The organism is Waltera acetigignens (genome assembly GCF_025567015.1).
Classification (GTDB): domain Bacteria; phylum Bacillota; class Clostridia; order Lachnospirales; family Lachnospiraceae; genus Acetatifactor; species Acetatifactor acetigignens.
This window is the reverse complement of sequence record NZ_JAOQJO010000003.1, coordinates 1-24,151: the sequence shown is the minus strand read 5'-3', so window position 1 is coordinate 24,151 and position 24,151 is coordinate 1. Positions and strand designations below refer to the sequence as shown.

Sequence of the window (24,151 nt, the reverse complement as noted above, 5' to 3'; positions counted from 1 at the left end):
GCAATCTTATCGTTACATTTCCAGACTGCTTTCAGCTCTTCTTTGGATTTGCTTTTCATCCAGTTTAATACTTCTGCTGTCTTATCAATATAGACAGGCAGTTCAACCGGTGCTAAGTTATCGGTATCTACTATCATCTTTTTTGCAGGTGATAAAATAATCTTCATTATGCCAATTCCTTAAGCATATTTTCAGGATCATCTGCCGCCTTGACTTTATCATTTGCCTTTATAATGATTCCCTGCTCATCAATAAGATAAGTAGTTCTTACCACGCCCATAGATATTTTTCCATAGTTTTTCTTTTCTTTCCAGACATCATAGGCTTCAATAACCTTACGTTCCGGATCAGCTAAAAGTGTAAATGCCAGACCATATTTTTCTTCAAATCTCTTATGAGAAGCCACGGAATCTTTACTGACTCCAAGAATGACCGCACCCTTTTCCGCAAACTGCGGATATCTCTCTGAAAAACCGCATGCCTGTTTCGTACATCCGGGTGTGTTATCCTTTGGATAAAAATATAAAATCACTTTTTTGCCTGCATAATCACTTAATTTATGCATTACGCCGTCCTGATCCGGCAATTCAAAATCGGGTGCTTTTATTCCTAACTCTAACATTTACTATTCCTCCGCTTTTGTATTTTCCACCTGTTTTCTTGTTCTTTTATTACCTGAAATCATTTTATGACCAGAATAGACTGCCATAGTCATGCATATCAGAGAGCCAAATGCAAAGTATTTGTGTGCTGCTTTTAACCCTTTATATCCTGTATAAAAAGTTCCAACCATTGTAACTATTGCTCCGATTGACCAATATTTATGTGCTTTCATTTTATACCTCCAAATTGATTAAGCTGTTTCCAAAATAAATATCTCTGGATTATTAACAATATTATACATTCCATCCATTACTTTCGACAAGCAGAGAAAAAAAATAATCAATTAAAATACAAAAGGATGTATCACGATAATTCTTGCATTACCTTGACGCATCCTTTCGTGTTGTATTTTTTTATTCTTCTTAATGACAGCTATGGCTTCCGCATCCATGCTCACCACACGTATGTCCTTCCCCATGGTTGTGCTCATGGTGAGAACACTTCACATCCGGATTATAATCAAGCGTATCATTGATAAAAGCTTCTACTGCTTTATCCGCATCTCCTGAAACTCCGCCCAAAAGCTTAATGCCCGCTGCCGCTAACGCAGTCTGAGCACCTCCTCCGATTCCGCCGCAGATCAAAACATCGGCATTTAATGCATTAAGAACTCCTGCCAATGCACCATGTCCGCTTCCATTCGTATCTACTACTTCTGAATGTAGCACTTTTCCTTCCTCTACATCGTAAATCTTAAATGTCTCTGTGTGTCCAAAGTGTTGGAAAATCTGTCCATTTTCATATGTTACTGCTATTCTCATGATACCTTCTCCTTTTTTTACTGTATATTTTTTATAAATCTCATGTTTGTAACATCCTCCAAAGCTGCAGTCGCTGCTCTGACCGTCACAGATTATGAAATACCCACCCTCAATTTTAAGCGGATGTCCATCAATGAGAGCATCTGCTATTTTCTTTCTGGCAATCTCGTAAATCCGTTGGACCGTCGTTCTTGCGATCTGCATAGATTCTGCACACTGCTCCTGACTGTAACCTTTCTTGTCCAAAAGACGGATCGTCTCGTACTCATCTACCGTCAGAACAATGGGCATTTTTTTCTCAGTATCATCTGCCGGAAGAAATTCTAAAACATTTGGGAAATGGCAGACTTTTCTGCATTTTACTGGTCTCGGCATGAAATTGCTCCTTTCTCGCTTTTCTTATATAATAGTCCCATAAAGGGCATATGTCATCAATTGATTGACGCATCTTAAAAAAGCAAGTATACTTTGTTCATAAAGGAGATAACTATTATGAGCTTCGAAAATTATTTTCCACTATGGAATGACTTAAATACAGCACAGAAAAAACTAATTTCAGACAATTTGATCACACAGCATGTGAAAAAAGGAACAATCATTCACAACGGGGACATGGATTGTACCGGATTATTACTGGTTAAATCCGGGCAGCTTCGAACTTACATACTTTCAAATGAAGGACGAGAAATTACACTCTACCGTCTGTTCGATATGGATATATGTCTTTTATCCGCCTCATGTATCATGCGGTCTATTCAATTTGAAGTAACCATTGAAGCAGAAAAAGATACGGATCTTTGGATCATCCCTGCTGAAATCTATAAGGGCATCATGAAAGAATCTGCTCCTGTCGCAAACTATACCAATGAGTTAATGGCTACCCGTTTTTCTGATGTCATGTGGCTGATTGAACAGATTATGTGGAAGAGTTTGGATAAGCGTGTTGCTTCATTTCTTTTAGAAGAGGCCTCTATCGAAGGAACAAACGAGCTGAAAATCACTCATGAGACGATTGCTAATCATCTTGGTTCCCACAGGGAAGTTATCACTCGAATGCTTCGATACTTTCAAGGCGAGGGTCTCGTCAAACTCTCCCGCGGCAAAATCACAATCCTTGATCCAAAAAGACTGGAAACACTCCAAAGGTCATAAAACTGTTTTTCTGTAACATATAAAGAAGAATCCTCCATTTATCAGAATTATGAAAGTCATTCTAATAAATGGGGGATCTTTTTATGTTATAAGAAAATTATAAAAATATCGTGATTATTTTTTAATAATCCATACCACATGCATATGCCCTTTCAATCAGCGCACGGTCATTGACCACTGCATCATAGAAGCGAAATCCGCCAGAGAAATTATACGTTTCATAGCCGTTTCCTTCCAGAATACGGCTCGCAATATAACTGCGCAGACCACTCTGGCATATCAGATACACAGGCTTTCCTTTCTCAATTTCACTGATTCGTTCTCTCAGTTCATCTACAGGTATGTTTTTGAATCCATCAATATGCCCCCTGCTGAATTCACATACAGTTCTCACATCTATCAACACCACATCTTTATCTTTAGAAATCTTGTCCATATCTTCCAAATGCCATTGCTTTAATGTCCCTTTTGCAATATTGTCTATCATAAATCCAGCCATGTTTACCGGATCCTTGGCAGAAGAATAAGGTGGCGCATATGCCAGATCCAGATCTTTCAACTGGGTTGCATTCAGCCCCGCATGAATTGCTGTTGCCAGCACATCAATACGTTTATCAACTCCTTCATATCCGATAATCTGAGCGCCAAGCAAACGATAGCTCTCTTTTTCAAAAACCACCTTCATGGTCATCACTTTTCCACCAGGATAGTAACCGGCATGACTCATAGGAGAAAGAATTACTGTATCTACCTCTAATCCTGACTTTTTGGCATTGGTTTCATTGATACCTGTAGTGGCTGCTGTCATATCAAACACTTTTATAACGGAGCTTCCCTGACTGCCCAGGTAACGACTATCACCGCCACAAATATTATCAGCGATGATTCTGCCCTGTTTATTGGCTGGTCCTGCCAAAGAAATCAGCGCATCATTACCCGTAACATAATGTTTTACCTGAACTGCATCACCTGCAGCATAAATATCCGGTACAGAGGTTTCCATTCTGTCATTCACTACAATACTTTCCCTGATGCCAAGTTCCAGACCGGCTTCTTTTGCTAATACTGTGTCTGGTGTGACTCCGATTGCCAGAACTACCATATCAGCCTGAAGGGATGGATTATCTTTCAACAGAACCTCCACTCCGTCGTCTTTTTCTTTAAATCCTTCTACTGTATAGCCCAGTACCAGTTTTATCCCATGCTTTCTCATTTCATTATGGATCATGGATGCCATATCCGGGTCAAAAGGGTTCATCAGCTGCTTAAGCAGCTGGGCAATCGTAACATCCATGCCAAGCTCCCTCAAATTTTCCGCCAGTTCCAGACCAATAAAACCGCCACCTGCCAATACAGCCGATTTTGGATGATTCTTATTTATATATTCCTTTATCCGAAAAGTGTCTTCTACAGTACGAAGTGTAAAAAGTTTATCAATACCTACTCCGGGAAGTCTCGGCTGTGTAGGCTTTGCACCTGGAGAGAGGATTAGCTTATCATAGTTTTCTTCAAATATTTCACCGTTTTCTAAATTCTTCACTGAAACAGTTTTACTTTCGGGATGTATTGAGATAACTTCATGATGAATTTTCATGTTAATACGGAAGCGTTTAAAAAAACTCTCTGGTGTCTGTAGTGTAAGTTCTTCCGGATCTGTAATCACGTCTCCAATATAATATGGAAGCCCACAATTCGCATAGGATATGTATCCGGATCTTTCATACACAGTAATTTCTGCATGTTCATCCAGTCTGCGTATTCTTGCTGCGGCTGTAGCTCCTCCCGCTACACCTCCTACGATTATTACCTTCATCTTATTTTTCCACCTTTCCTGAGTAAGCTGCAATACCACCGATATTATTTACTTTAGAATATCCCATTCGTTGCAACATCCCAGTTGCCTGACGGCTCCGAGAACCGGAATAACAGTATACAAACAGAGGGATATCCTTATTCTTCGCTACAGAAACAATATTGTCTAGTTGCTGCAACGGCACATTTTTACTTCCTGGTATATGTCCTTCCTGATATTCCTGCGGAGTACGGACATCCAGCAGAACTGCACCAGCAGTCCTTTTATATTCTTCTATGCCTTGATTAATATTCGACTGTTTAAAGAAATCAAAAAATCCCATTAGCACACCTCCCTAAAGCATTTCTAATATCGCTTTCTTAGGTCTCGCCCCTGAAACCTGCTGTACAATCTTCCCATTCTTCATAACCACTAAAGTCGGAATGCTCATAATATTGAACTTATTTGCCAGTTCAGGCTCTTCATCTACATTAATCTTTCCAACTTTAATATCCCTACGCTCATCTGCAATCTCCTCTACAATAGGTACTACCATACGGCAAGGCGCACACCAAGATGCCCAAAAATCTAAAAGAACGGTTTTATCGGAATTCAGTACTTCGTTCTCAAAATTATTTTTATTGATATTAATAGCAGACATTTTACAGTCCTCCTTATCTTTTTCTTTTTGTAGTTTTATTATAGTCTTATTTTCATTTATTTTCCGTGATTACATCACCATACCACATTAAATTAACTTCTTGCCATACCATCTGCACTTAATATAACACCTGTAATGTAACTAGCCTCACCTGAAGCAAGAAACACAAACGCATTGGCAATATCTTCTGGCTGTCCAAGACGACGCAATGGAATTCTTTCAATCATAGGTTCGATAACTTCTTTTGGCACAGCTTAACTTTCATAAGACAGTAGAGAACCACTGTATGATCCGGGATGAATATCGGGAATACGTAAAAAGGAATAAACAATGAATGTAAAATAAGGGCAGATTCTTCTTTCTGCCCTTATCGTAGTCTTTCCGATATTCCTAATTCTGATTCTGAAAAGCACTGAGGGATGCCATGATACCCTGCATCGCAGATTCGTCGAAGCCTATTAAAGAATCTTCTTCTGTGATCTGCTCCTTCGGCTCTGCTTCCAGCGATAAGGAAGCTGTTTCCGGTTGCACCGCAGGTATCTTCCCGTCAGCCCCCTGCTCACGCATGATCTGTAACACAATGCTTTTGATTGTTTCATAATCATAGGACACTGCACCACCTGTCTGCGGTACTTCTCCCTTCTCTTCCAGTGTCCTGTAAGTAAGGACCGCTTTTACAATATACTGTGCCTTTTCTCTTCCCAAAGAATTGAGAAACTCTGCTACCCGGGTATGATCTGCATTATTCCTCCGAAATCCTATTGTCATTACATACGGATTTTTCTTTTCCATGGCAATTACCTACTCTTTTTCTGTACCTGGTACAGGATCTCGTATCCCTTGGCATTGGCGCAGATATCGTCAATAAACACGCACTTCCCTACCTTGTCCGTATTCTCCAGATAAGGTTTTAATAACTTTGATCCACCACCGATAAATACAATGCAGCCGGTCTTTAGATCTATTCCTCTTTCTCTGAAAGTTCCAAGAAGATCCTCTACATATTGTGCAGTCATTTGTTTCACCAGTTTGATTACACTGTTGCTGTAGTCACTATTCTTATCACATATAATCGTATCAATGTCTGTTTCATCAAGCAAAACATCAAGTTCTGAGTTTGCTCTGGAAACAATGCGGTTATACAGAGTAATCACGCCCATTTCCAGTGAATCGCATACAGAAAGATCCGGTCTGCCCTCCCGAAGCAGCAAATAATCTAAAGTAAATCCACCGATGTCCACGGTTACTACACGGTTATATGCTGCGATCTGCGGATAAATTGTCATTGCTGCAGCATAGTCCTGGGGGAATACAGCTGCTTTCGTAATCTGCACCAGGTATTCCCTTTTGTTAAAAGTAAACCGCTGTACACCCGGTCTTACAAAATACTGACCGAACTTTTCGTAGAGGGCTCCATAATGTTTCGGCGGCAGTCCCACCGGAAGTTCTACCTGATAAATGGTATCCTTCTGTGGCTGTGTACGTTTTTCCAGTTCCTTACCGATGCCAAACAAAGTAAGAATAAAGAATCTGTCATCCAGGGTCTTGTCCCTCATATAAGGGATACGTTCACCGGTAAGCGAATAATACTTTCCATTGTACTGCAGATACTCTCCGAGTACCGGTTTTAAATCACTCTCTACAAGACCGGAAGTAAATACCTCTTCCGCAGTTTTCATGTTTCTGTTTCCGTGATCCAGGGGGATCGTAATTTTCTGATATGTCATAATGGCATCTCTCCTTTACGTATTCTATAATTATATATACGCATTGTGGAGGCTACATCTTACAACCTATTTAATTATTTTCCATATTTCTTGCCTATTACTAATGAAAATGCCATTATATATATGCCATTTATTTTTATTACGCAATTTTCTGTCTGATGTTCAATGATTGAAATTTATGGAGAAATGAGTATATATGTTACAACCAACGTTACTAAATCAAATAAGCAATATCTACTATATAGCAGATAGCGTCTGGCGGTCTGCGTATTCTGGCGGTGCATGGGACGGCAGAAGAATGTCAGAGCAGATCACGCCGCCCTTTTTGGTGTAGTCGCTGTATTCGCCGTAATACTCGCTATACAATCGCTCCCCGGCTCGGTAGGCGGCAGAAGCAATAGCGGACTGTCCTGCGCTTCGCTTAGTCTGCGTGACGCTCAGACGAAATAGTGCCATCGGCTTTCAACTCCTTTTCTCTGTTTGCTTGGCTGATGTGGGTAATCGCCATGTGACGGACGGCTCGCTGGACTTCGGACAGAGAAAAGATGTGTTCCATCAGCTCTGTCATTTCGGTGCGTGTGAGATCTTTGACCTCCGGGGCAAGGCTCTCAATCGTTCCGCCCAGATTGCAAAGGCGGTGGGTGCGCTTGGTGCGTTCGCCTTTCTCCAGATACTTCTTTCTGTTCTCCAGACGCTCCAGCTTGTGCTGTTCCTGTGCAAGCTGCGTCTCGGCTCGTTCCTTTTCGGTTCGGACCTGTTTAAGGGTTTTCGGTTTTGTCATTGTGATTGACCTCCTTGTTTGATTTTAGGGATAAAAAAAGACCGCTGACTTTGTACGCACACGGCGCAGGTCAACGGTCTGATTTTCCGTATTTACTTGTTAATCTGGGTATGAGAAATTGAAAATTATTTAATTCTCTGTGTGCCTAATTGTAATTGCTCAACCGCTATTTTTGTTTTATTGTCATCTTCCTTTTGGAGATTTTCTATTTCCGAACTCCGAATAGTCAAAATGATTTCGTCCCCAACCTGTAAATCATCAAGAGTTATAGCTACAACATTTTGTGTATCATAATTACAATAAATCATTGGAATTTTGGAACAGTCAATAAGACAATCATTCCCTAAAACACCTTTTTCTTCGCTATCTTTTGTGGTTATGATTTTATTTTCTTTATCAATTTCTGTTATTATCGCATTGACACCTAAAGTAAGTGGTTCGTTTGTTTGTTGTCCAGAACACGCAACTAAAGTAAAGGTACAAACGAATATACATAATGCCATCATCATTCTTTTTATCATAAGTTCCTCCAAATTTATTGATATCAAACTTGCTGGCGGTGAACAGCATTTTATGCTGTTTGCGGACGGCAAGTCCACAGGGGATAGCCGCTTTAGCGGCGCAAGGGGGTGTAGCCACCTTGACGGAACGAAGTGACGCAACATTCTCGGTCGGGCAGTTTTCTTCTGCTGACCGGGAATGAAGCTCAGCAGGACGCATTACTCTCGATAGAGAGTATAGAAGTGCGCCCTTTAGTTCCTAAAGGGTTTTTCTCCGGCTTAATTTCTCGACAAACTGCAATTAGTCATTTCAGCAAGTATTTTCCGAGTCCTACCTGAATCAAATACAGGGCAAGGATATGTGCTGGATAAAAAACATAAAAGAAGTATTTCAGCTTCAATTTACCACGTTTTCCGTTGTATAGCAGAATAAGCAAGCCGGCAAGAAGCGTACATAAAGGTGGTTGATTCCCCGTTGCCCCCATGTAAGCCAAAAGAAACAGCAGCACTTGATAGATTCGGTGATTACGGCAAATATAAAATGCTGATATGAATAAGATCCCCTGCATACCGTAGTCACAACGGATTCCTTCCGCAATGCTGGAAAAAAGTACTACACTGAGAACTTGCAAGACTACTGATTTTATTCTATCCACTGGTAGGTCGGATTCACACGAAAATCTTTCAAGGCATACCAATGTCAATAAGCCTAAAAACAAGGTGAAAAATACATTTTGATACTTCAAGTAAAACGGAAATGTACCTTCCATTCGTGAATACGCACTAAAGAAACCTATGTCAAATGGAATTTCCGAAATAAGGGCAAATGCAAGCATCAACCCAATATAGCGTTTTTTACTTCTTGTGTGTTGGAATCCTTCTGCCAGCAAAAAACAGAATAGCGGAAAAGCAATCGTCCCAATGCTTTGCAAATCAAACCGTATGAGATTATCTATCTCTTGGAATCTCTCCCACGACATTTGTTCGTTATCTACCATAGTCCCCCAGTAGTTTGATAGTAGCCATTGCAGCACAATTTTACATAGATGGTCAATAACCATTGTCAGTACAGCAATAAACTTTAACGAATTTCCCGTGAGAAATTGAATGCGATTTATTTTCCTATCAATGCTCATAATGTAACCTTCTACCAACTTCCAATTTTACGATTTTTCGTATTCAAATTATACCATAAAACTTGTGAACATTTCTACCGCAACTTTGGACTATATGAGAAAAGTCCGAACAGTTTTCTGCCCGGACTTCCTCGCTCAATCGTAAATCAATTCCGCTTTCACAATCTCCTCTGACTGTGCCTTGCAAGCGTTCATCTGCCGCACCCATTCCATTTGGTTTTCGGCTTTCAGCCTTTCGGTCACGCCGTACTGCTTTGCCAGCTCTGGCACGATCAGTTCCATGCGGCTTCGTGCCGCTTCGTCAATCTCGGCGCAATGCTCAAAGAGCTTGTCGAATAGCGCCAGCTCATTGAACAGTATCGGGCGGTGCATTTTCAGATACGCCTTACCTGAAGTAAATAACCTACCCAATGATGAGACAATAGCTGCCATGAAAGAAGTAGACGAAATGCGTAAGCATCCTGAACAATATCCATCCTTCACTTCCGTTGATGGGATGTTTGACGCGCTCTTAAAAAGTGAAGATTCTGACGAAGTTCACTCCCCAATATAATTTTAATTACATCCATAAAAAAAGAGCCTATCATGCGCCTAGTGCCTCTGATGCATCAGATCCTTTGGCTAACGTCCGAAACGTCCATGAAAATAGCTCTTTTTCTAACTTTGGGTGCCACAGGGTTCCTGCATGGGTCCGTTACCCACCGCAACCAATTACCTGTTGTGCACGTGACAGGAATTACACTCTTGATATAAATATACCCTACTTTACTTACTGTGTAAATATACCGTAAGTATAATTCGCTTGTCACATTTCCTTTTCTCTGTACCATGGATTTGCATTACGTGCATACAATTTCGCTCCGTACTTCGTATAATCCGCATCCACATTTTTCTATCAGATATTTCTCTCCTTTTTCATTTAATTCGTTGCATCTCTTTTCTGCCTTCTTTTCGGATGTCCAAACAGAATCAATTTCAAAATATTCATCCCCATTACAACAACAGCAGATCACTATATCACCATTTTCATCCTGTCTACTTCCTTTCCAATACAAAAGGGATAGCGCAGATATCTAATGTACCTGCTCTATCCCTATCCTTCTAAAACCACTGGTTACTGCTGTAACTGTTTAATAACCAGTTCTCTTTTTTCTCCCTGGATTCCCAAGGCATCCAGTGCCTTTTCCTGTGTAAATCCGGTGGTTTCCATAAGATTTTTTACGATTTTAACATGTTGTTTTAGCGCATATTCCTTTGCGTATTTCTCTACTGCTTCACTCATGGTTTCACGTTCTCCGTTCCACTCCAAACAGGGCAGTCACCTTCGTAACCACCCTATTTCCGGTTTATTCCTGCTGTAACTGTTTAATAACCAGTTCTCTTTTTTCTCCCTGGATTTCCAGAATATCAAATGCCTTTTCCTGTGTAACCCCAGCGTTTCCCATAAGCTTTTTTACATTTTCAGTAGCTTCTCTGATTGCTCTTTGTTCTCCATATTCCTTTGCATATTCCTTCGCATATTCCTTTGCATATTCCTGTACTGCTTCACACATGGAATCACGTCCTTCCTCTACTTCTTTGAAATGTTTTACGCCTTGTGACAGTTCCTTATAATGCATATTGTCGGGGTCTACCTGATGGAAATCACTCATAAGCTGACCGATCTCGTCATCCCCCTTATAGTTCCCGTTTACATATACGATATGTGATCCGTCCTCGAAGATTTCCCCTGTCTCTCTTACATATCGGTCGATATGGTATACCGGTAAACCTTTTTTGAACTTATCGTGCCTGTAAATAAAGATCACATAGGAATCCTTCAGTTTTTTGAACGGCTGACCTTCCTTCAGCATTTTGGAATCCAGCACACTGCTGTGGTATCTTGCCCTGCGGATATGGGCGCCTTCGGAATTTCCCTGCACCTCAATGTCCATTTCCTGTCCATTTTCATCCAGTGCATACACATCCAGGGTAATGTTGCGTCCACCGACTTCGGCATTCCTGACCTCTTCCTGCCCGTTTACACGGATAACTGTGATTTTTCTCCCAAGAATGATCCTGAGGATCAGTTCGGTTGCCTCGATATTTTTATCAAACACCCGGCTCATCAGGTCATCATCAAACAGTGTCAGTCCATCAATCAGTCTGTTTACCTTTTCATAATCCTGCATTACTTTACTGCTTTTGTTTTCTGCCATTATAAACCCTCTTTCTGTCTTTATCTTATCATGTCAAAAATACCATTGCAATGAAATTTCTCTGAAATTTTCAGCATTTTAACTGTCATTCCCTATGCTGAAGTGCCACCAGGTAATCATCCACACCCTTCACGTTTTCTGCCCAGTTACCGTCTGTGTCCGTATCCCAGGTAAGTGTTTTTCCTTCTAAGCCAAGCTCCTTACAGATCTCAGCCAGCTTATTACAGCCACGGTTGATATTATCCCGTTTGATCTGCTTTTTCTCACAGGGAATACTCTGCTTCTTCCAGTCCATACGATAGCAGGGACATTCCTTACAGTTTTCACTGTAATCTCCCTGGCAGACCGGTCGAAGCAGCTTGTCCATGTCATAGGCTTCATAGAGGAACCTGGTTCCCAGCTCTTTCATCTCATTTAAGACTGGCATCAGGTTTGCTGACTGGTTGACTCCGGGAACACACAGGAAGGTTCTTCCGGATAACGCATGGGCCAGATCTCCTTTTAATGGTCCTTCCGTAACAAATACCGTCTTATCTCCCGGCTTTCCCACGAAATGCACAGGGCTTCCGGAAGTCGTCCCTCCTTCAAAGTTGACGCTGGACAACCAGATATACTTTCTGCCATCGTAAGGGTGATCTAATCTAATCTGTACGCCGGTAATGAGTCCATCCGGATTTTTCACCGGTATCATAAAACCGGAAGCTTTTCTGTTAAAATAGATCGTCCATTCTCCGTCCTTATCCCTGTAAAATCCCGGAACGCCTTCTACCGTGCATCCTTCCTCGATCAACCGCTTGGTAAGCTTTTTATAGCCATATACCGGAGTACTCTTATACCCATTTGCTTCAATCTGTTCTTCCGTGAATCCACGCTTTAACAGACTGTCTTTGTGGCAGTCTGCCAGGATCAGCATCTCAAACAGCCTGGTATACGTCTTATGCTTTACGGCATCTTCTGCCATTTCTGCATTTGTGATCTGTGGTCTGGTGCTTTCTATCTCTCTTCTATGGATCTGCTCTCTCTTAAATGCACTTCCACCGGTAGCTTCGATAATCTCTTTTCTGGCGGTCTGGAGATCTACCCCGTATGCTTTCGCATACAGATTTAGCATTCCTCCGCTCTCACCGCACCGGTTACAACGGAATACATTCTTCTGAAAGTTCAGATTCATTTTCCCTTTATGGTCGTCACAAAGCGGACAGTCTACATCCAGGCTTACCGTATTCCGATGTCTGATCCGCAGATTCATCACACTTGCCACGTCACGAATCGTAAATGGAAAATCCTGCATTGCTGTACCTCTCCTTTCTATCGACCCCACAAAATGTGGGGCCCTATATTTTAGCAGGCAGGTGCAAGTGCCTGATCCAGCAGATACTTTGCTGCTGCACGAAGCAGGTTATCAGGACCTTTATAGGAATCCACATACCACTGTAAGGATCCAGGCTTCTCTACTGCAATCTGCCCTAGAGTCTTACCCTTGTAACATCCGGCAGAAACTACTACCTTTACTGCTAAGTCTCTGGTAAGCTTTCCGTAGATGTCATTTACCGGCATATCCCTTGTAATGCCAACAGTGGACTCCGGAGCCACATTATTTTGCATGAACTGCTCCTGTGGTGTCTGCTCCGGTTTCTTCGTAGGCTGCTGTGCTGCCTTGGGCTGTGGTGCTGCCTTGGGCGGTTGTACTTCCTCTTTTGAAGCCTCCTCCACCTGCATGATCTCATCCGGCATCGGGATATAATCCTCAATTCCACACTGTCCCGGAATCATATCTTCCATCAGGTTTTCTCCAACACTGCTCCCAAAAACTTCCTCTGGAATGTTCTCTGGACAGATGGGAGTTCCTGCCATCACTTCTTCATCGATGGGTGCCTCCGTTACTTCCGGATCCATCTCTTTTTCACGATCTGCAAACTGAAGTCCGAAACCGGCATCCGATAATGCCCGTCCCACAGCTGCCGTCTCTGCAAGTTCCACATACTTCTGACCGATCTCTGAATCATCCATGCGGTACTTCTGCGCAAACGCATTGGCAACATAGGAATCCTCCGGATCATTCTTGCTTAAATACACCTTAGCTTCCACAATTGCCATCTTCTCCGTGATACTACGGATCGTTTTCACGATCTTTCCTTCCGGATAGCAGAGTCGAAACCACAGTTTACGGTAAGCTACATCCAAGTAATATCTGGATGACTGGTCTTCCTTCTGTATCAGGCGCATAAACTTTCTCGGATCGAATCCTTCCACCTTGTGTAATGCTGCTACGGCTGTTTCCTGCTCATACATATAGGTCTGTTCACTCATTCTTTTTGCTCCTTCCATTTTGGGAAGGTGATATATAATAAATACCGCCTTCCCGCCTGTTTCTATGAATTTTTCTTTGCTGTAATAGATATGGTGCATTCGTCATCCTTAGGATCCCGTACTTTTATCCCGGTGATATCCTCGCTGACTATGCAAAACCCTGCATTTTCTAGTACATCTTTTAACTGTTCTGATATTCTGGATGCTTCCCTAATATGGCAGGGCTTACATCCGCAATGCGTCGTATTACATAATATCTTCTTCCCATCCTGCACATAGATGTCCGGATAGCATACGTTGAACCCTAATCGTTCCAGCATGGTGTCTGCGTACCCAAAGAGTACCCACATCAGCTGTTCATCCATAGGGAACCGCAGTGCTGCCTCGTTTCTGTCCATCTCAAGTACAGTAAGGAAATATTCATACGTGGCATTTAATAACTTTGCTCTTCTTTGTTTCATGTACTCCGGCATTACTATTTCGCTCATGCTATACCTTTCCTCCACTTTCCTCGTTGACTGCAGTCTTAAGATCCGTCCCTTCTCCTATATGGTAACGCTCATAATGCCAGTGATATACATTGTAAGCAGGCGTATACCATACCTCATTTTGAGGATCTATCCCAGGGTTGGTAATAGAATTACCGACAATTACGATTGCCGGAATAAATAACACCGAAAGCTGCAGATAACACATAAGAGCTGCTGATCTGTCAACGTCCTGTGCCACAGCCAACACCTGATAACCTGTAATTCCCATTTCTCTTACCGTTTCATAAAAAGAGAGTAAAAGGGCTCCGGATCCACACGCAGAATCGCTTACTGTCACATAACCTTTTTGGGAAATTTCTCCTGCAAGATTCTCGGTGGATAAACTTAATAAAGTCATCAGCTTGCATACATCATACGGAGTAAAAAACTGCCCTTTTTCATGCTTTTGCAAATCAAGCCTGTGATACATCTCTCCTAAAAAATCCTGCCCCGGATTTTCTTGCAGTGCATCCATGATGTTCGCATATAAACTCATTATTTTATACTGCTCTTTTTCGGAATATTGCTCCATTACCTTATCAATATTTTTACGAGCTTTCGTATCCCATTCCCGCAAAAATACTGATTGCGTTAAAGCACAGGCATAAATCACATCTTGCCACACTTTTTCTGCTGAATATTTCCTCGCAAGTTCCTGAAATGTCGCATAAAACTCATCCGCATATTTATTCATTGTCATCCTCCTATGCTGAAGCTTTCTTCGTAAGCAGTTCGTTGTATTCCCTTACGATCCGCTCTCCAAGACGGGTATTTCGCTTGTCGCACGCCGTGTTATGGATTGCCTGGTAGAGAGCCTTCTTACTGCCTACAATAACTATTTTTTCTTTTGCCCTGGTGATCGCCGTATAGAGGATGTTACGCCGTAACATCATGTAAAACATGGGAAGCCATGGAAGGATTACCACCTTGTATTCACTTCCCTGGCTCTTATGTACCGTTGTTGCATATGCGTGCTCGATAAGATCTGCATCCTCCGCACTGTATTCCACGATTCTTCCATCCGAAAAGGACAGCCGCATAAGATCCACGCCATCCTCATCCTGATAGATATCTGTGATATACCCGATGTCACCGTTACTGATGTCATTCTTATTTTTGTTATGAATGATCCGGTCTCCTTCCCGGTACAGCGCATTGCCGGCCTTTAATTCCCTGGCAATACTGCTTTTCGGATTTACCATCTCCCACAGCCTGTCGTTTAAGGCATTGACACTGGCTTCTCCCTTCTTACGAAACGGGGTAAGTACCTGCACATTGTCAACGCCATACGCATCCACAAAGGATCTGTAATATTCCGCAACCTTGTCTGCCGCTTCCGCTGCAGTATCCGCCGGACAAAAGATAAAGTCATCTCCATAATCCAGGTTCGTATCATTCTCCTGCATCTTATGGGCATTTGCTGCGATCCGGCTGTCCTTTCCCTGACGGAATACCATGTCAAGGATTGTGACCGGGATCACACCGCACAGCACAAGCTCGCGGAACACATTTCCGGGGCCGACACTGGGTAACTGGTCTACGTCTCCTACGATCACCACGCGTACACCCTTTTCGATGTGCTTGAAAAGCTCATAGGACAGCCTCATATCAGCCATCGTAAACTCATCCGCAATGATGAAATCCTCGGACAACATTTCGTCCGCAGCCTCACACTCCTCATCGTTATTTAATCCAAGCGCACTATGGAGCGTCAATGCATCACTTTTTCCGGTGCTTTCCGCCATGCGTCTGCTGGCTCTGCCTGTGGGAGCAGTTAATAAGATCTTTTCTTCTCCCAGCTTTTCGCTGATGTATAACAGAACCCGCTGCACCGTAGTCTTACCGGTGCCGGGACCGCCGGTGATAATACTCACCAGATTTGTGAATGCCTTCTTTACTGCTTCCACCTGCTTGTCTGACAATAACAGCTTCAAATCCTTCTGCGCCTGCGTGATCAGATCTTCCAGTCCTGCAGGCGGCATATACGTCTGCACCAGGAGTGTAGCCAGATCCTTCGCTGCTTGTGTCTCAAAATGATAGAGTTTGGCACTATACAGGGCACCGTCCTCATAGTAAAGGGCTTTGTCATGCACCATCTGGTACATCACCTTATACACCTCTACCTCGGTAACGACTTCTTCTGCATAACCTCTGTTTAGCTGCTCATGCACCTGCTTCTGGAATTTCTGCTTATCGGCATAGAGATTACCGTTCTGCATTTCCAGTTCCATGCAGTAGCCGATACAGCCTTCGATCCTTAATGGCTCATTGGGTCTGCAGTGATTCGCTCTGGCGATCTCATCCACGGTAAGGAACCCAAATCCACTGATCTCACACAGGGCAAACGGCTGGTTCTTTACGACATCCAGTGCCGCATTCCCGAAATGCTCATAGATCTTACGGATTTTCTTGGGTGTTACCTTAAACGGAGTAAGATAAGCTGCCAGATCCCTGACCGCATGACTGTCCTGATATGCCGAAAGTATTTTATCCAGTTTTTTCCTGGTGATTCCCTTGATCTCCAGTAGGGACTCCGGGTAATCATCCAGAATCTCAAACGTTCTGGTTCCATACTTTTCGACAATCAGTTTTGCCGTCTTGGGACCAATCCCTTTTACCATACCGGATGCCAAGTAGCTTTCGATTCCTTCCACACTCTGCGGGCGGATCTCTTCAAAATAATCTACCTTGAACTGCACTCCGTGGCTGTTTTTCTCCCAGTCACCATGCAGATCTACTTCCGACAGCTTATTTGCCGGAAGATTATTTCCGATAGCGGTAAATTCATATCCAGGTCCTTTATAGTAATTACTTCTGGCTGCCTGTGGCACCGATTCTGCTTCCGTAACATATACATAGATGCAAAATCCATTCTTCTCATAGACCGTTTTTACAAACTTACTTTTCATCTGCTTCCTCCTCGTCTTGATAACAGAAGATACAAGCACCTTCCTCTTTTTCTATCATTCGATAAATTTTCTTATGATATTGTTTTGCTTCTTCAATCTGCTCTTTCATATTTGGTGTTATCACATCTCCGCAGACTATGACGATATCACAGGACTTAGCCATTGACTTTTGTAGGCTCTTCCTGAAGAACGCATCTGATAGGTTTGCGTTATTAATCGCAAAAGCAATGTATTTAAAAGTGCAGCACTTAGGCTCTCCTCTTCGGAACACCCTTTTGTAGTGCTTGCGGAGCTCATATTCCTTTTCTGCATCTTCTTCTGTGACCGCATCACAAGGTGAGCATATAAGTATTTCTGGTATCCTTCTTTCCTTACACATATTTTTTCTCCTGTTCTACATACATGGTAATAATCACTCCCTTTTTGCCTTCCACTACCCGGTAAATTGGGATATTTAATACCTTTGCCTTTGTAATCTGTACCTGCATTCCACCTGTCACTTCCCTGCCACATACAAACATCGCATGGCAGTTTTTAAGGATCACATCTTCGATCTCTACCCGGAAATCCTTTGCCTCCTTTGAAGACCCGGTAAGGTAGCTTCCGGGAGCATAAGTCTTATAGTGGTACATATCCTCTATAAGAGTCCGAAAATGCGATACAAGCGCGATCTCCTTTGCGTGAGCGATGGAATCCTTTGCATCGTACGGTGCACAGATAAATACCACCTTTCTGTTCTCCATACCGCTACGCCACCTTTCTTTCCTTTACGGCAAATCTCCGGTTCTCCGTCGTCTGCACGTAATCGTCATAAACATCCGGGTGCTGGATTTTTAACTTTTCCAGTCCCTTTTTGTCAATGGAGGTACGGTAGGTCGGGTTATAGGACACCTCATACTTTGTGGTGCCATCCATGATTGTGCCGCTGCAGCTTGCTCCTAATTCTTCCAGTACGCCAAGATAGGACTGCTTCATTCTCTCCTCCAGACGCTTTACCTCGCCTTCCAGCTTCGCTTTTTCCTGCTTCAGGCTCAGATACGTCTTGATCCCTGATAGATTCTTTGTGGAAAGAATGACACCTGCGGCCTGCGGATCTGCAGGACCATAATGCTTTTTGATGCTTGCAATCACAAGATCTGCTTTCTCCACGTAATCCGGCTCCACCTTCTTCAACACTTTTTCTTCCCAGAAGTACTTCTCTTCCGCAATAAGATCCTCTTCTGTCTCCAGGTCTCTCTCCAGGGGACGTATAAAGAACTCCTCTGCATTGTTCCCGTAAAGACAGGCAATATAGGCCTTATCAATGTTCATGACGGACATATAGTGACGTACCTGGTACTCATAGTTGACCGGGATTGTATTGTTTGCCCATTTTTCCTGACAGTTGTAGTTGGTTGTCTTACACTCCAGGATTCCATACGTACCATCTGCAAATTCGATGAAAAAGTCCACGTCTGCAAGCATAAAGGGATACAGCGGGTGTCTGAACATCGTGCGCACCGGAAAAATCTTAAGTCCTGTCTTTTGGGAAAAGATTTCTGCTACCAGATCTTCCAGTCTGTGTCCTACTTCCTTTGCTACCCAGTTATCCTCATTTTCCTGAAAAGCCGGACGGATACCTGTTTTGTCGTAAAAGAGATCTCTTTTGGTTGCAAACGGGGAAACTCCCATGATTGCTGCAGCATCACTGCCACCAATTCCTTTCTTACGGTAATCTAACCATTCCTCTCTTGATAATCCGGAGATTTCCACAACTGCTTCCGGCTTGTAATTTAAGTTAAGACTCATATTCTTTCTCCTTCCATACGACAGAAAAAGAGAAGGGGATGCCTTCTCTTTTCTGCCACTGTTCTATATTTCATTCTGTATCTATCTGTTCAGTTCGCTGAGCGGTTTCCCCAGATAATCTATGGTGACCTCTTGTTTCTCGCGGTCAAAGTAATAAACGCTGTTGGAAAGTCTTTCCTCCGGAGAAACACTGCTTGCATTTACCTCTTCCACCATTTTTTTCTGCTTTGCTCTCTGCTTTCTTGTACCTTCAACCGGTAATACCAATACTTCATGGATGCTGGATGGATAGATAAACAGATTACTATGTAACTCCTCCGCTATCCGGGTTAGTGCCGCTACATTCAATAGCATACTGGCACCAAGCCTTTTGTCGTTCGTTGTCAGGATATACATGGGAATCTCCACTCCCGGAGGAAGTTCCAGTCCCTCCTCTTGTGCTAACAGATCACTCAGTTTGCAGCAGACTTCTTCTTTCATCGTGTTCTCCAAGGCAATGTCAAACATTTCCTCCTCGGAAACTCCCCAGATTTGCAATAATCTGTTTGATACACTGATGAAGCCTGATCCTCTCACGGGCGTTGTTTCACTTCTGATACACGCGGTGACTGCCAGATCAAGGATCCGCTTATGAGGTCTGCTGGATAAAGTTTCCTTGTTTGCCTCATAATTACACAGTGCAACTCTCAGATGTTCCTTTGCCCTGTCATATTCATAGACATTTCTTTGTAGCTCCTCATCGTCTATTTCATAGCAGGATCTGATATCCTCCAGAATGTAATCTATCATCTCCTCAATCTCTTCATTGGTCCCCTGAAATCTCTGATAGAAATTATCTACATATACCGTAGGACCTCCTATGTTGCCTTTTAACATTATAGAAATTCCATGTAATATCGTTCCATTATTCTTATTTACGTCTACCGGGGATACCTCATATCCTTCTCCCAGCTTATTCTTTAATTCTTCCATCAGTTTCTTTCTTAATTCTTCCATTTGTCCATTCTCCTTTGTTTTTATTTACATTTCCGGGAAATCATACTCTGCCCAGTTCATTGACAGTGCCCTTGCGATCTGCTCTTCCATCTTGGCGATACGGCTGCCCGAAGCTCCTTCGCACTCCAGCATGAAAAGGATCTCTGAAATAGCGAAATAGATATCATGTGCCGTACAGGACCAGACATCGTACTGTGCCTTGAATAAGTCCAGTGCTTCTGCCTGATATTTCTTAGGAATTACAAGCTTTGCCATTACTTCGCTCATGCAGTTCACCGGATTGGCGATCCGCACTTCTAAAAGCTCTGTAAGTTTTCCGATTGCAAGCTGATACTTTGCATAGAGTTTCTTAAGCTGTGCATCATAGTCTGCCATTGTGCTGCCGTTCTTATGAACAAGCTTTAATGGAGACCCCAGGTTGACACTCTTTCCATCCTTTACGTTTAACAGCATAGGGTAGATATTGGCTCCACAGGTTCCGGTATCCGATGTAGTAACCCGCACCATGGGGATCATGTCTTCCGCCGTCTTCCCAAGAAGGGAAAGTTCCCTGCTGTAAGCCGATAACAGACCCGACTCATCAATGCTCCACATGGCAGATACCATGTCATGCTCATAGAAGCCTGCCATGTACCTGCAGCCTTCAAATTCCTCCTGCAAATATTGCACGGTGTGAAGGAATATGTCCTCCATGTTAAGGATGGCGTAATCATTGCAGTCTCCGCTTAATACTGCGGATACCTTTCCTTCGCTGATGCGGAGTAATGCCTCTCCCTTTGTGACTTTCAGTACGTCATTTAAGATCCTGGCATAGACGTTTCTCTCCACCCTGCGAAGGCCGCTTCCCTGGATACCTGCACGGTCCAGAATGCTCTTAATGGCGCAGTCCCTCACCGGTAACATATCTCCCCGGTATTTGAGCATTAACGCCGTATTTGCAATCGTATCCGTTATGATGCCATCATCCATGCCATCTTCCGTATACTGACTGCGTAGTTCTTTCTCAAAGGTACTCCCTGCAATAATAGGAACTAACCGCAGGTTTCTGACCTTTTGTCGGATCCATAAGGATTTTCCCAAAATTTCATGTAGGCATGAAAAGAAATCCTCCTGTTCCCTGAAGACACCACTGTAAGCGTCTTCAAACACTCTTGCTCCATTCATTTGTTTTCCTTCCTTTCTTCTCCTCATTCGAGGTTATTTATCCAGCCGCTTTGCGGATTAAGCCCTTGTGTGGGCAATTTCTGGCAACAAAAAAGAATGGCTGCACAATGGTTCCATTCCTAAACTGCGTGTGGTATTGCCCACATATAAACTTATTTTTCATTTCCACTTTCCGGAAACAAAAAAAGTGCCAAAAATATGCCACTTTTACTTATGGCAATTTTCGACACTTACGTACAAACTTAAACAACGTGTGCTTCTATCCCTAATGGGAATGCACAAAAATCAATTACAAGCTGAGAATAGCATATCTGTGATTACTCTGTCAACCGGCTTTTAACACTCGCTATAATAATCAAAGCATTCCAACTTTCTTCTGATAACATTGTTTGTATGTTATTAGCCCATTGACAAAATTCAAAAAATTTTTCAGGGATTTTTCATCATCTGCTGTATTTACTCTACAAGTGATCTGTATTATGGGTCATTGCTCCATGACAAGTTCATAGCATATACCGTCATGCATACGGGTGCTATCCGTCCTATCACTGCGGATAGACTAAATGCACACAGTACAACCATACTACGCGGCCTAAAAGGGCGCAGGAAGCGGTGACGGGAGATATGTGTATTATTCACACGCAAAATTTTTAGAACGAGGAACTCTATGAGAAAAACAAATACAAATTTATCTAACTACGATGATTTTCGGAAATATTCCGTAGAAGAAATTGGAAATATGTTAGGAATTGGCAAAACCAAAACACGTGAATTGCTGCAGAGCAAACTACTCCCCGTTACCAAAATCGGACGAGATTACTTTACTTCCAAAACAGCAATTCAAGACTTTCTAAACAAAAATGTGGGTAAAGAGTTGTTTTTCTAGACAAAGATGCGTTGTCAAAGAACTTTTCATGTAATATAATGCAACTACATTTACTGTTCATTTGGTATTTTAAGGAAAGTTCTTTTCACTCGAAAGGAGCGAACTTGAATGTCGAATGAAACAGCCTGTGTAACCAGGCGTACTAAAGGTGACGGTACAATATTTCAAAACAAGAAAGGTAGGTGGATAGCACGGTATAAGAGAAAAGGATTCCCGCCAAAAGAATTTAGCGGCAAAACGAGAGCTGAAGCGCAAGCCAAAATGGATGAGTACAAATTCCTGGTATTTTCAGGAAATCTTGTCAATCATTTGCTGCCTCTTGAAGAATATGCAGTTAAATTCCTTAACTACAAAAGTAAGCAGGTAAAACGTGGAACCATTAAACAGGCAACTTACGACAGAATTGAAGATACCTATGAAAATCAAATACATGATAATCCTATTGTAAAAATACTGATGTGTAACCTTACCGGTAAAGATATTCAGGATTTCATTGATGATCTGCAGGATAGGTACAGCTATTCAACCATAAAAAAATGCTATGAATTTTTTTCGGCACTAATAACTTACGGATTGGATGACGGTGATTTTCCAAAAGACTATAACCCGATGAAAACCGTAGAGTTACCCAGTGAAGATTCTGTTGCTGTTAAGACCAAAAAGATTGAAATTTTACCTACGGAATATCTTGATCTATTCAAGAAAATAGCCTTATCAAGGAACTCTGCTGGGAAACTAAATTATCGCTTTGGGCCTGCACTTGTATTTGCACTAAATACCGGAGTACGAGAGGGAGAGCTGATAACGATCTCCAAAAATGGAATCATGGTAGATAAAAACAATCATCCCTATCTCCATATCTCCGAAACGATAAGCCGTGTAAAGAATCGGGATCCTAAAATAAACAGAAAATATGTACATATCGTAACGCCACCAAAATATCCTCGAAGTGTAAGAAATATTCCATTAAATCCAGAGGCACTTCATTGCCTTAAGATCATGGATACGACTTATACAGAAATGAACCTAGTACGTAGTGATTTTATCTTAACTACGGATACAGGAAATCTGCCGACCGCCCGACATATGCAGGATACTTTTGATCGTATATTAAAAGTCTGCAATATGCAGCACTACGGTACTCATTCCCTCAGACATACCTTTGCAACAAAACTGCTTGAGAAAACAAAAAATCTGAGAGATATCAAAACAGTAGCTGCTATCATGGGCGATGATTACAAGGTCATCATAAAAACTTATCTGCATCCAGATGAAGACAATAAATATGATCTTGTAGCTTCTCTTTAGGAACTTATTTATCACGAAAAAATTGAAAGGAATTTGGTCTTGGGATTATTTTTTTAATACCACCTGATTAGACCATTGCCCTTCCACCATTTTACCACCTTATGAGGTGATTTTATTCGTTTTGAAACGGTTTCTAACGGAGCTTTCTAAGAAAAACTGAATAAAGCAAAATATTACAATGAAAAGGACTTTGAATGATATTTTATTGATAGAGTGGTATTAGAATAGCTATTTTGAAGCATAGGAAAATCCCTGTAACCCTCGATTTTATGCGGGTTTCAGCGATATATAGGTTTGTTACACAGAGTTGTTTCTGGACAAGAAAAAACCCCAGAAACAATAAGTTTCCGAGGCCCTTCAGCGAGGCGCAGACCGGATTTGAACCGGTGGATACTGGTGTTGCAGACCATTGCCTTACCACTTGGCTACTGCGCCATATTTAATTAAATGACTCCAACGGGAATCGAACCCGTGTTACCGCCGTGAAAGGGCGATGTCTTAACCGCTTGACCATGGAGCCGCGTGTTATCGCCGCTTGGCGTATCTAATGTATCTGATAAAAAAACTCCCCGAGTAGGGCTCGAACCTACAACAACTCGGTTAACAGCCGAGTGCTCTACCATTGAGCTATCGAGGAAAATATCTTGCTTCGCAAGCTATTTAAGAGAATGCTACGCATTCTCAGAAAAAAGCTACAAAGCTAAATGTGAAGAAATTTTATTTATTCCTTCAAAACCGAACACTGAAACTCTATCTCTTATACCTTAACTTACATCCTGCTTTCCTATCCAAAACCTTTGGTCAAGCCCTCGACCGATTAGTAAATGTCAGCTGAACACATTGCTGTGCTTACACCTCATTCCTATCTACCTCGTAGTCTTCAAGGGGT

Annotated in this window: 28 protein-coding genes, 3 tRNA genes, 1 rRNA gene and 3 pseudogenes; 4 read left to right on the top strand and 31 right to left on the bottom strand. The window is 42.2% G+C overall.

What is annotated here, in order from left to right:
* The 4 genes from yaaA to OCV96_RS04280 all read right to left on the bottom strand — a co-directional run.
* The coding region (gene yaaA / locus OCV96_RS19580; protein WP_262593759.1) for a peroxide stress protein YaaA at nucleotides 1-167 on the bottom strand (167 nt) is incomplete at its 3' end.
* The gene (gene bcp, locus OCV96_RS04290; protein ID WP_249326036.1) at nucleotides 167-622 is read right to left on the bottom strand and encodes a thioredoxin-dependent thiol peroxidase; all 456 of its coding nucleotides are present in this window, start codon (nucleotides 620-622) and stop codon (nucleotides 167-169) included. The genes bcp and yaaA, both read right to left, overlap by 1 nt.
* 3 nt (nucleotides 623-625) lie before the next feature.
* A complete protein-coding gene (locus tag OCV96_RS04285) occupies nucleotides 626-835 on the bottom strand; it encodes a DUF6219 family protein (RefSeq protein ID WP_118548170.1) in 210 nt (69 codons plus the stop codon).
* A 190-nt stretch (nucleotides 836-1,025) separates the two neighbouring features.
* The gene (locus OCV96_RS04280; RefSeq protein WP_262593639.1) at nucleotides 1,026-1,799 is read right to left on the bottom strand and encodes a DUF134 domain-containing protein; all 774 of its coding nucleotides are present in this window, start codon (nucleotides 1,797-1,799) and stop codon (nucleotides 1,026-1,028) included.
* Nucleotides 1,800-1,916: 117 nt separating this feature from the next.
* On the opposite strand from OCV96_RS04280, the gene OCV96_RS04275 reads away from it, so the two are divergent.
* A complete protein-coding gene (locus OCV96_RS04275) occupies nucleotides 1,917-2,576 on the top strand; it encodes a Crp/Fnr family transcriptional regulator (RefSeq protein WP_262593638.1) in 660 nt (219 codons plus the stop codon).
* A 121-nt stretch (nucleotides 2,577-2,697) separates the two neighbouring features.
* On the opposite strand, the gene OCV96_RS04270 is transcribed toward OCV96_RS04275, so the two are convergent.
* From OCV96_RS04270 to OCV96_RS04220, 11 genes and pseudogenes are all read right to left on the bottom strand, one after another.
* Nucleotides 2,698-4,389 (bottom strand): FAD-dependent oxidoreductase, encoded by a 1,692-nt coding sequence (locus OCV96_RS04270; protein WP_262593637.1) that lies wholly within the window; start codon nucleotides 4,387-4,389, stop codon nucleotides 2,698-2,700.
* A gap of 1 nt (nucleotide 4,390) precedes the next feature.
* Nucleotides 4,391-4,711, bottom strand: a complete 321-nt coding sequence (locus tag OCV96_RS04265; RefSeq protein ID WP_262593636.1) for a rhodanese-like domain-containing protein — start codon at nucleotides 4,709-4,711, stop codon at nucleotides 4,391-4,393.
* Between the two features lie 12 nt (nucleotides 4,712-4,723).
* Nucleotides 4,724-5,029, bottom strand: coding sequence for a thioredoxin (gene trxA, locus OCV96_RS04260; RefSeq protein ID WP_118548176.1), 306 nt, complete (start codon nucleotides 5,027-5,029; stop codon nucleotides 4,724-4,726).
* A 92-nt stretch (nucleotides 5,030-5,121) separates the two neighbouring features.
* Nucleotides 5,122-5,283 (bottom strand): annotated as a pseudogene (locus OCV96_RS04255) (SDR family oxidoreductase); the annotation flags it as partial.
* A gap of 136 nt (nucleotides 5,284-5,419) precedes the next feature.
* Nucleotides 5,420-5,821 (bottom strand): hypothetical protein, encoded by a 402-nt coding sequence (locus OCV96_RS04250; RefSeq protein ID WP_262593635.1) that lies wholly within the window; start codon nucleotides 5,819-5,821, stop codon nucleotides 5,420-5,422.
* A gap of 5 nt (nucleotides 5,822-5,826) precedes the next feature.
* Nucleotides 5,827-6,756 carry a ParM/StbA family protein gene (locus OCV96_RS04245; protein WP_262593634.1) on the bottom strand — a complete coding sequence of 310 codons (930 nt, stop codon included), beginning with the start codon at nucleotides 6,754-6,756 and terminating at the stop codon, nucleotides 5,827-5,829.
* Between the two features lie 249 nt (nucleotides 6,757-7,005).
* Nucleotides 7,006-7,212 (bottom strand): annotated as a pseudogene (locus OCV96_RS04240) (MobA/MobL family protein); the annotation flags it as partial.
* The gene (locus tag OCV96_RS04235) at nucleotides 7,178-7,537 is read right to left on the bottom strand and encodes a DUF3847 domain-containing protein (RefSeq protein ID WP_118551163.1); all 360 of its coding nucleotides are present in this window, start codon (nucleotides 7,535-7,537) and stop codon (nucleotides 7,178-7,180) included. The gene OCV96_RS04235 and the pseudogene OCV96_RS04240, both read right to left, overlap by 35 nt.
* A 125-nt stretch (nucleotides 7,538-7,662) precedes the next feature.
* On the bottom strand, nucleotides 7,663-8,058 hold the full coding sequence (locus OCV96_RS04230; RefSeq protein WP_055658161.1) for a hypothetical protein: 396 nt from the start codon (nucleotides 8,056-8,058) through the stop codon (nucleotides 7,663-7,665).
* 284 nt (nucleotides 8,059-8,342) lie between these two features.
* Nucleotides 8,343-9,173, bottom strand: coding sequence for a TraX family protein (locus OCV96_RS04225; protein ID WP_118551162.1), 831 nt, complete (start codon nucleotides 9,171-9,173; stop codon nucleotides 8,343-8,345).
* Nucleotides 9,174-9,308: 135 nt separating this feature from the next.
* Nucleotides 9,309-9,575: pseudogene (locus tag OCV96_RS04220) on the bottom strand (TnpV protein); the annotation flags it as partial.
* 28 nt (nucleotides 9,576-9,603) lie between these two features.
* On the opposite strand from OCV96_RS04220, the gene OCV96_RS04215 reads away from it, so the two are divergent.
* Complete coding sequence (locus OCV96_RS04215; protein WP_262593633.1) at nucleotides 9,604-9,726, top strand: hypothetical protein; 123 nt, start codon at nucleotides 9,604-9,606, stop codon at nucleotides 9,724-9,726.
* A gap of 561 nt (nucleotides 9,727-10,287) precedes the next feature.
* Here the strand turns inward: OCV96_RS04215 and OCV96_RS04210 are convergent.
* The 12 genes from OCV96_RS04210 to OCV96_RS04155 all read right to left on the bottom strand — a co-directional run bounded on the left by OCV96_RS04210 (nucleotide 10,288) and on the right by OCV96_RS04155 (nucleotide 21,068).
* Nucleotides 10,288-10,455: a hypothetical protein gene (locus OCV96_RS04210; protein WP_178015522.1), complete on the bottom strand. Its 168-nt coding sequence runs from the start codon at nucleotides 10,453-10,455 to the stop codon at nucleotides 10,288-10,290.
* A gap of 64 nt (nucleotides 10,456-10,519) precedes the next feature.
* Nucleotides 10,520-11,371, bottom strand: coding sequence for a PD-(D/E)XK nuclease family transposase (locus tag OCV96_RS04205; RefSeq protein ID WP_178015520.1), 852 nt, complete (start codon nucleotides 11,369-11,371; stop codon nucleotides 10,520-10,522).
* 85 nt (nucleotides 11,372-11,456) lie between these two features.
* Nucleotides 11,457-12,662: a DNA primase gene (locus tag OCV96_RS04200; RefSeq protein WP_178015518.1), complete on the bottom strand. Its 1,206-nt coding sequence runs from the start codon at nucleotides 12,660-12,662 to the stop codon at nucleotides 11,457-11,459.
* Between the two features lie 50 nt (nucleotides 12,663-12,712).
* Nucleotides 12,713-13,681 (bottom strand): hypothetical protein, encoded by a 969-nt coding sequence (locus tag OCV96_RS04195; RefSeq protein ID WP_178015516.1) that lies wholly within the window; start codon nucleotides 13,679-13,681, stop codon nucleotides 12,713-12,715.
* A gap of 62 nt (nucleotides 13,682-13,743) precedes the next feature.
* On the bottom strand, nucleotides 13,744-14,169 hold the full coding sequence (locus OCV96_RS04190) for a hypothetical protein (RefSeq protein ID WP_178015514.1): 426 nt from the start codon (nucleotides 14,167-14,169) through the stop codon (nucleotides 13,744-13,746).
* A 1-nt stretch (nucleotide 14,170) separates the two neighbouring features.
* Entirely contained in the window at nucleotides 14,171-14,905 is a 735-nt protein-coding gene (locus OCV96_RS04185; RefSeq protein WP_178015511.1) for an N-6 DNA methylase, read from the bottom strand.
* Between the two features lie 10 nt (nucleotides 14,906-14,915).
* The gene (gene recD2 / locus OCV96_RS04180; RefSeq protein ID WP_262593632.1) at nucleotides 14,916-17,120 is read right to left on the bottom strand and encodes an SF1B family DNA helicase RecD2; all 2,205 of its coding nucleotides are present in this window, start codon (nucleotides 17,118-17,120) and stop codon (nucleotides 14,916-14,918) included.
* A complete protein-coding gene (locus OCV96_RS04175; RefSeq protein ID WP_262593630.1) occupies nucleotides 17,110-17,499 on the bottom strand; it encodes a DUF7768 domain-containing protein in 390 nt (129 codons plus the stop codon). The genes recD2 and OCV96_RS04175 overlap by 11 nt, the downstream gene beginning before the upstream one ends.
* Entirely contained in the window at nucleotides 17,492-17,863 is a 372-nt protein-coding gene (locus OCV96_RS04170; RefSeq protein ID WP_262593629.1) for a DUF7768 domain-containing protein, read from the bottom strand. Before OCV96_RS04170 ends, OCV96_RS04175 begins: the two co-directional genes overlap by 8 nt.
* A gap of 4 nt (nucleotides 17,864-17,867) precedes the next feature.
* Entirely contained in the window at nucleotides 17,868-18,908 is a 1,041-nt protein-coding gene (locus OCV96_RS04165; protein WP_262593628.1) for a YqaJ viral recombinase family nuclease, read from the bottom strand.
* Nucleotides 18,909-18,989: 81 nt separating this feature from the next.
* Nucleotides 18,990-19,904: a DUF5688 family protein gene (locus OCV96_RS04160; protein WP_262593627.1), complete on the bottom strand. Its 915-nt coding sequence runs from the start codon at nucleotides 19,902-19,904 to the stop codon at nucleotides 18,990-18,992.
* Nucleotides 19,905-19,928: 24 nt separating this feature from the next.
* Nucleotides 19,929-21,068: a transposase gene (locus OCV96_RS04155; RefSeq protein ID WP_262593626.1), complete on the bottom strand. Its 1,140-nt coding sequence runs from the start codon at nucleotides 21,066-21,068 to the stop codon at nucleotides 19,929-19,931.
* Between the two features lie 667 nt (nucleotides 21,069-21,735).
* Here OCV96_RS04155 and OCV96_RS04150 point away from each other — a divergent pair.
* Nucleotides 21,736-21,954 carry a helix-turn-helix domain-containing protein gene (locus OCV96_RS04150; protein ID WP_262593625.1) on the top strand — a complete coding sequence of 73 codons (219 nt, stop codon included), beginning with the start codon at nucleotides 21,736-21,738 and terminating at the stop codon, nucleotides 21,952-21,954.
* Between the two features lie 108 nt (nucleotides 21,955-22,062).
* The gene (locus tag OCV96_RS04145; RefSeq protein ID WP_262593623.1) at nucleotides 22,063-23,262 is read left to right on the top strand and encodes a tyrosine-type recombinase/integrase; all 1,200 of its coding nucleotides are present in this window, start codon (nucleotides 22,063-22,065) and stop codon (nucleotides 23,260-23,262) included.
* Nucleotides 23,263-23,625: 363 nt separating this feature from the next.
* On the opposite strand, the gene OCV96_RS04140 is transcribed toward OCV96_RS04145, so the two are convergent.
* The 4 genes from OCV96_RS04140 to OCV96_RS04125 form a co-directional block, all read right to left on the bottom strand.
* Nucleotides 23,626-23,697 (bottom strand) — tRNA-Cys (locus tag OCV96_RS04140).
* A gap of 13 nt (nucleotides 23,698-23,710) precedes the next feature.
* Nucleotides 23,711-23,782 (bottom strand) — tRNA-Glu (locus OCV96_RS04135).
* A gap of 45 nt (nucleotides 23,783-23,827) precedes the next feature.
* Nucleotides 23,828-23,899, bottom strand: a tRNA-Asn gene (locus OCV96_RS04130).
* Nucleotides 23,900-24,059: 160 nt separating this feature from the next.
* A 23S ribosomal RNA gene (locus OCV96_RS04125) occupies nucleotides 24,060-24,151 on the bottom strand; the annotation flags it as partial.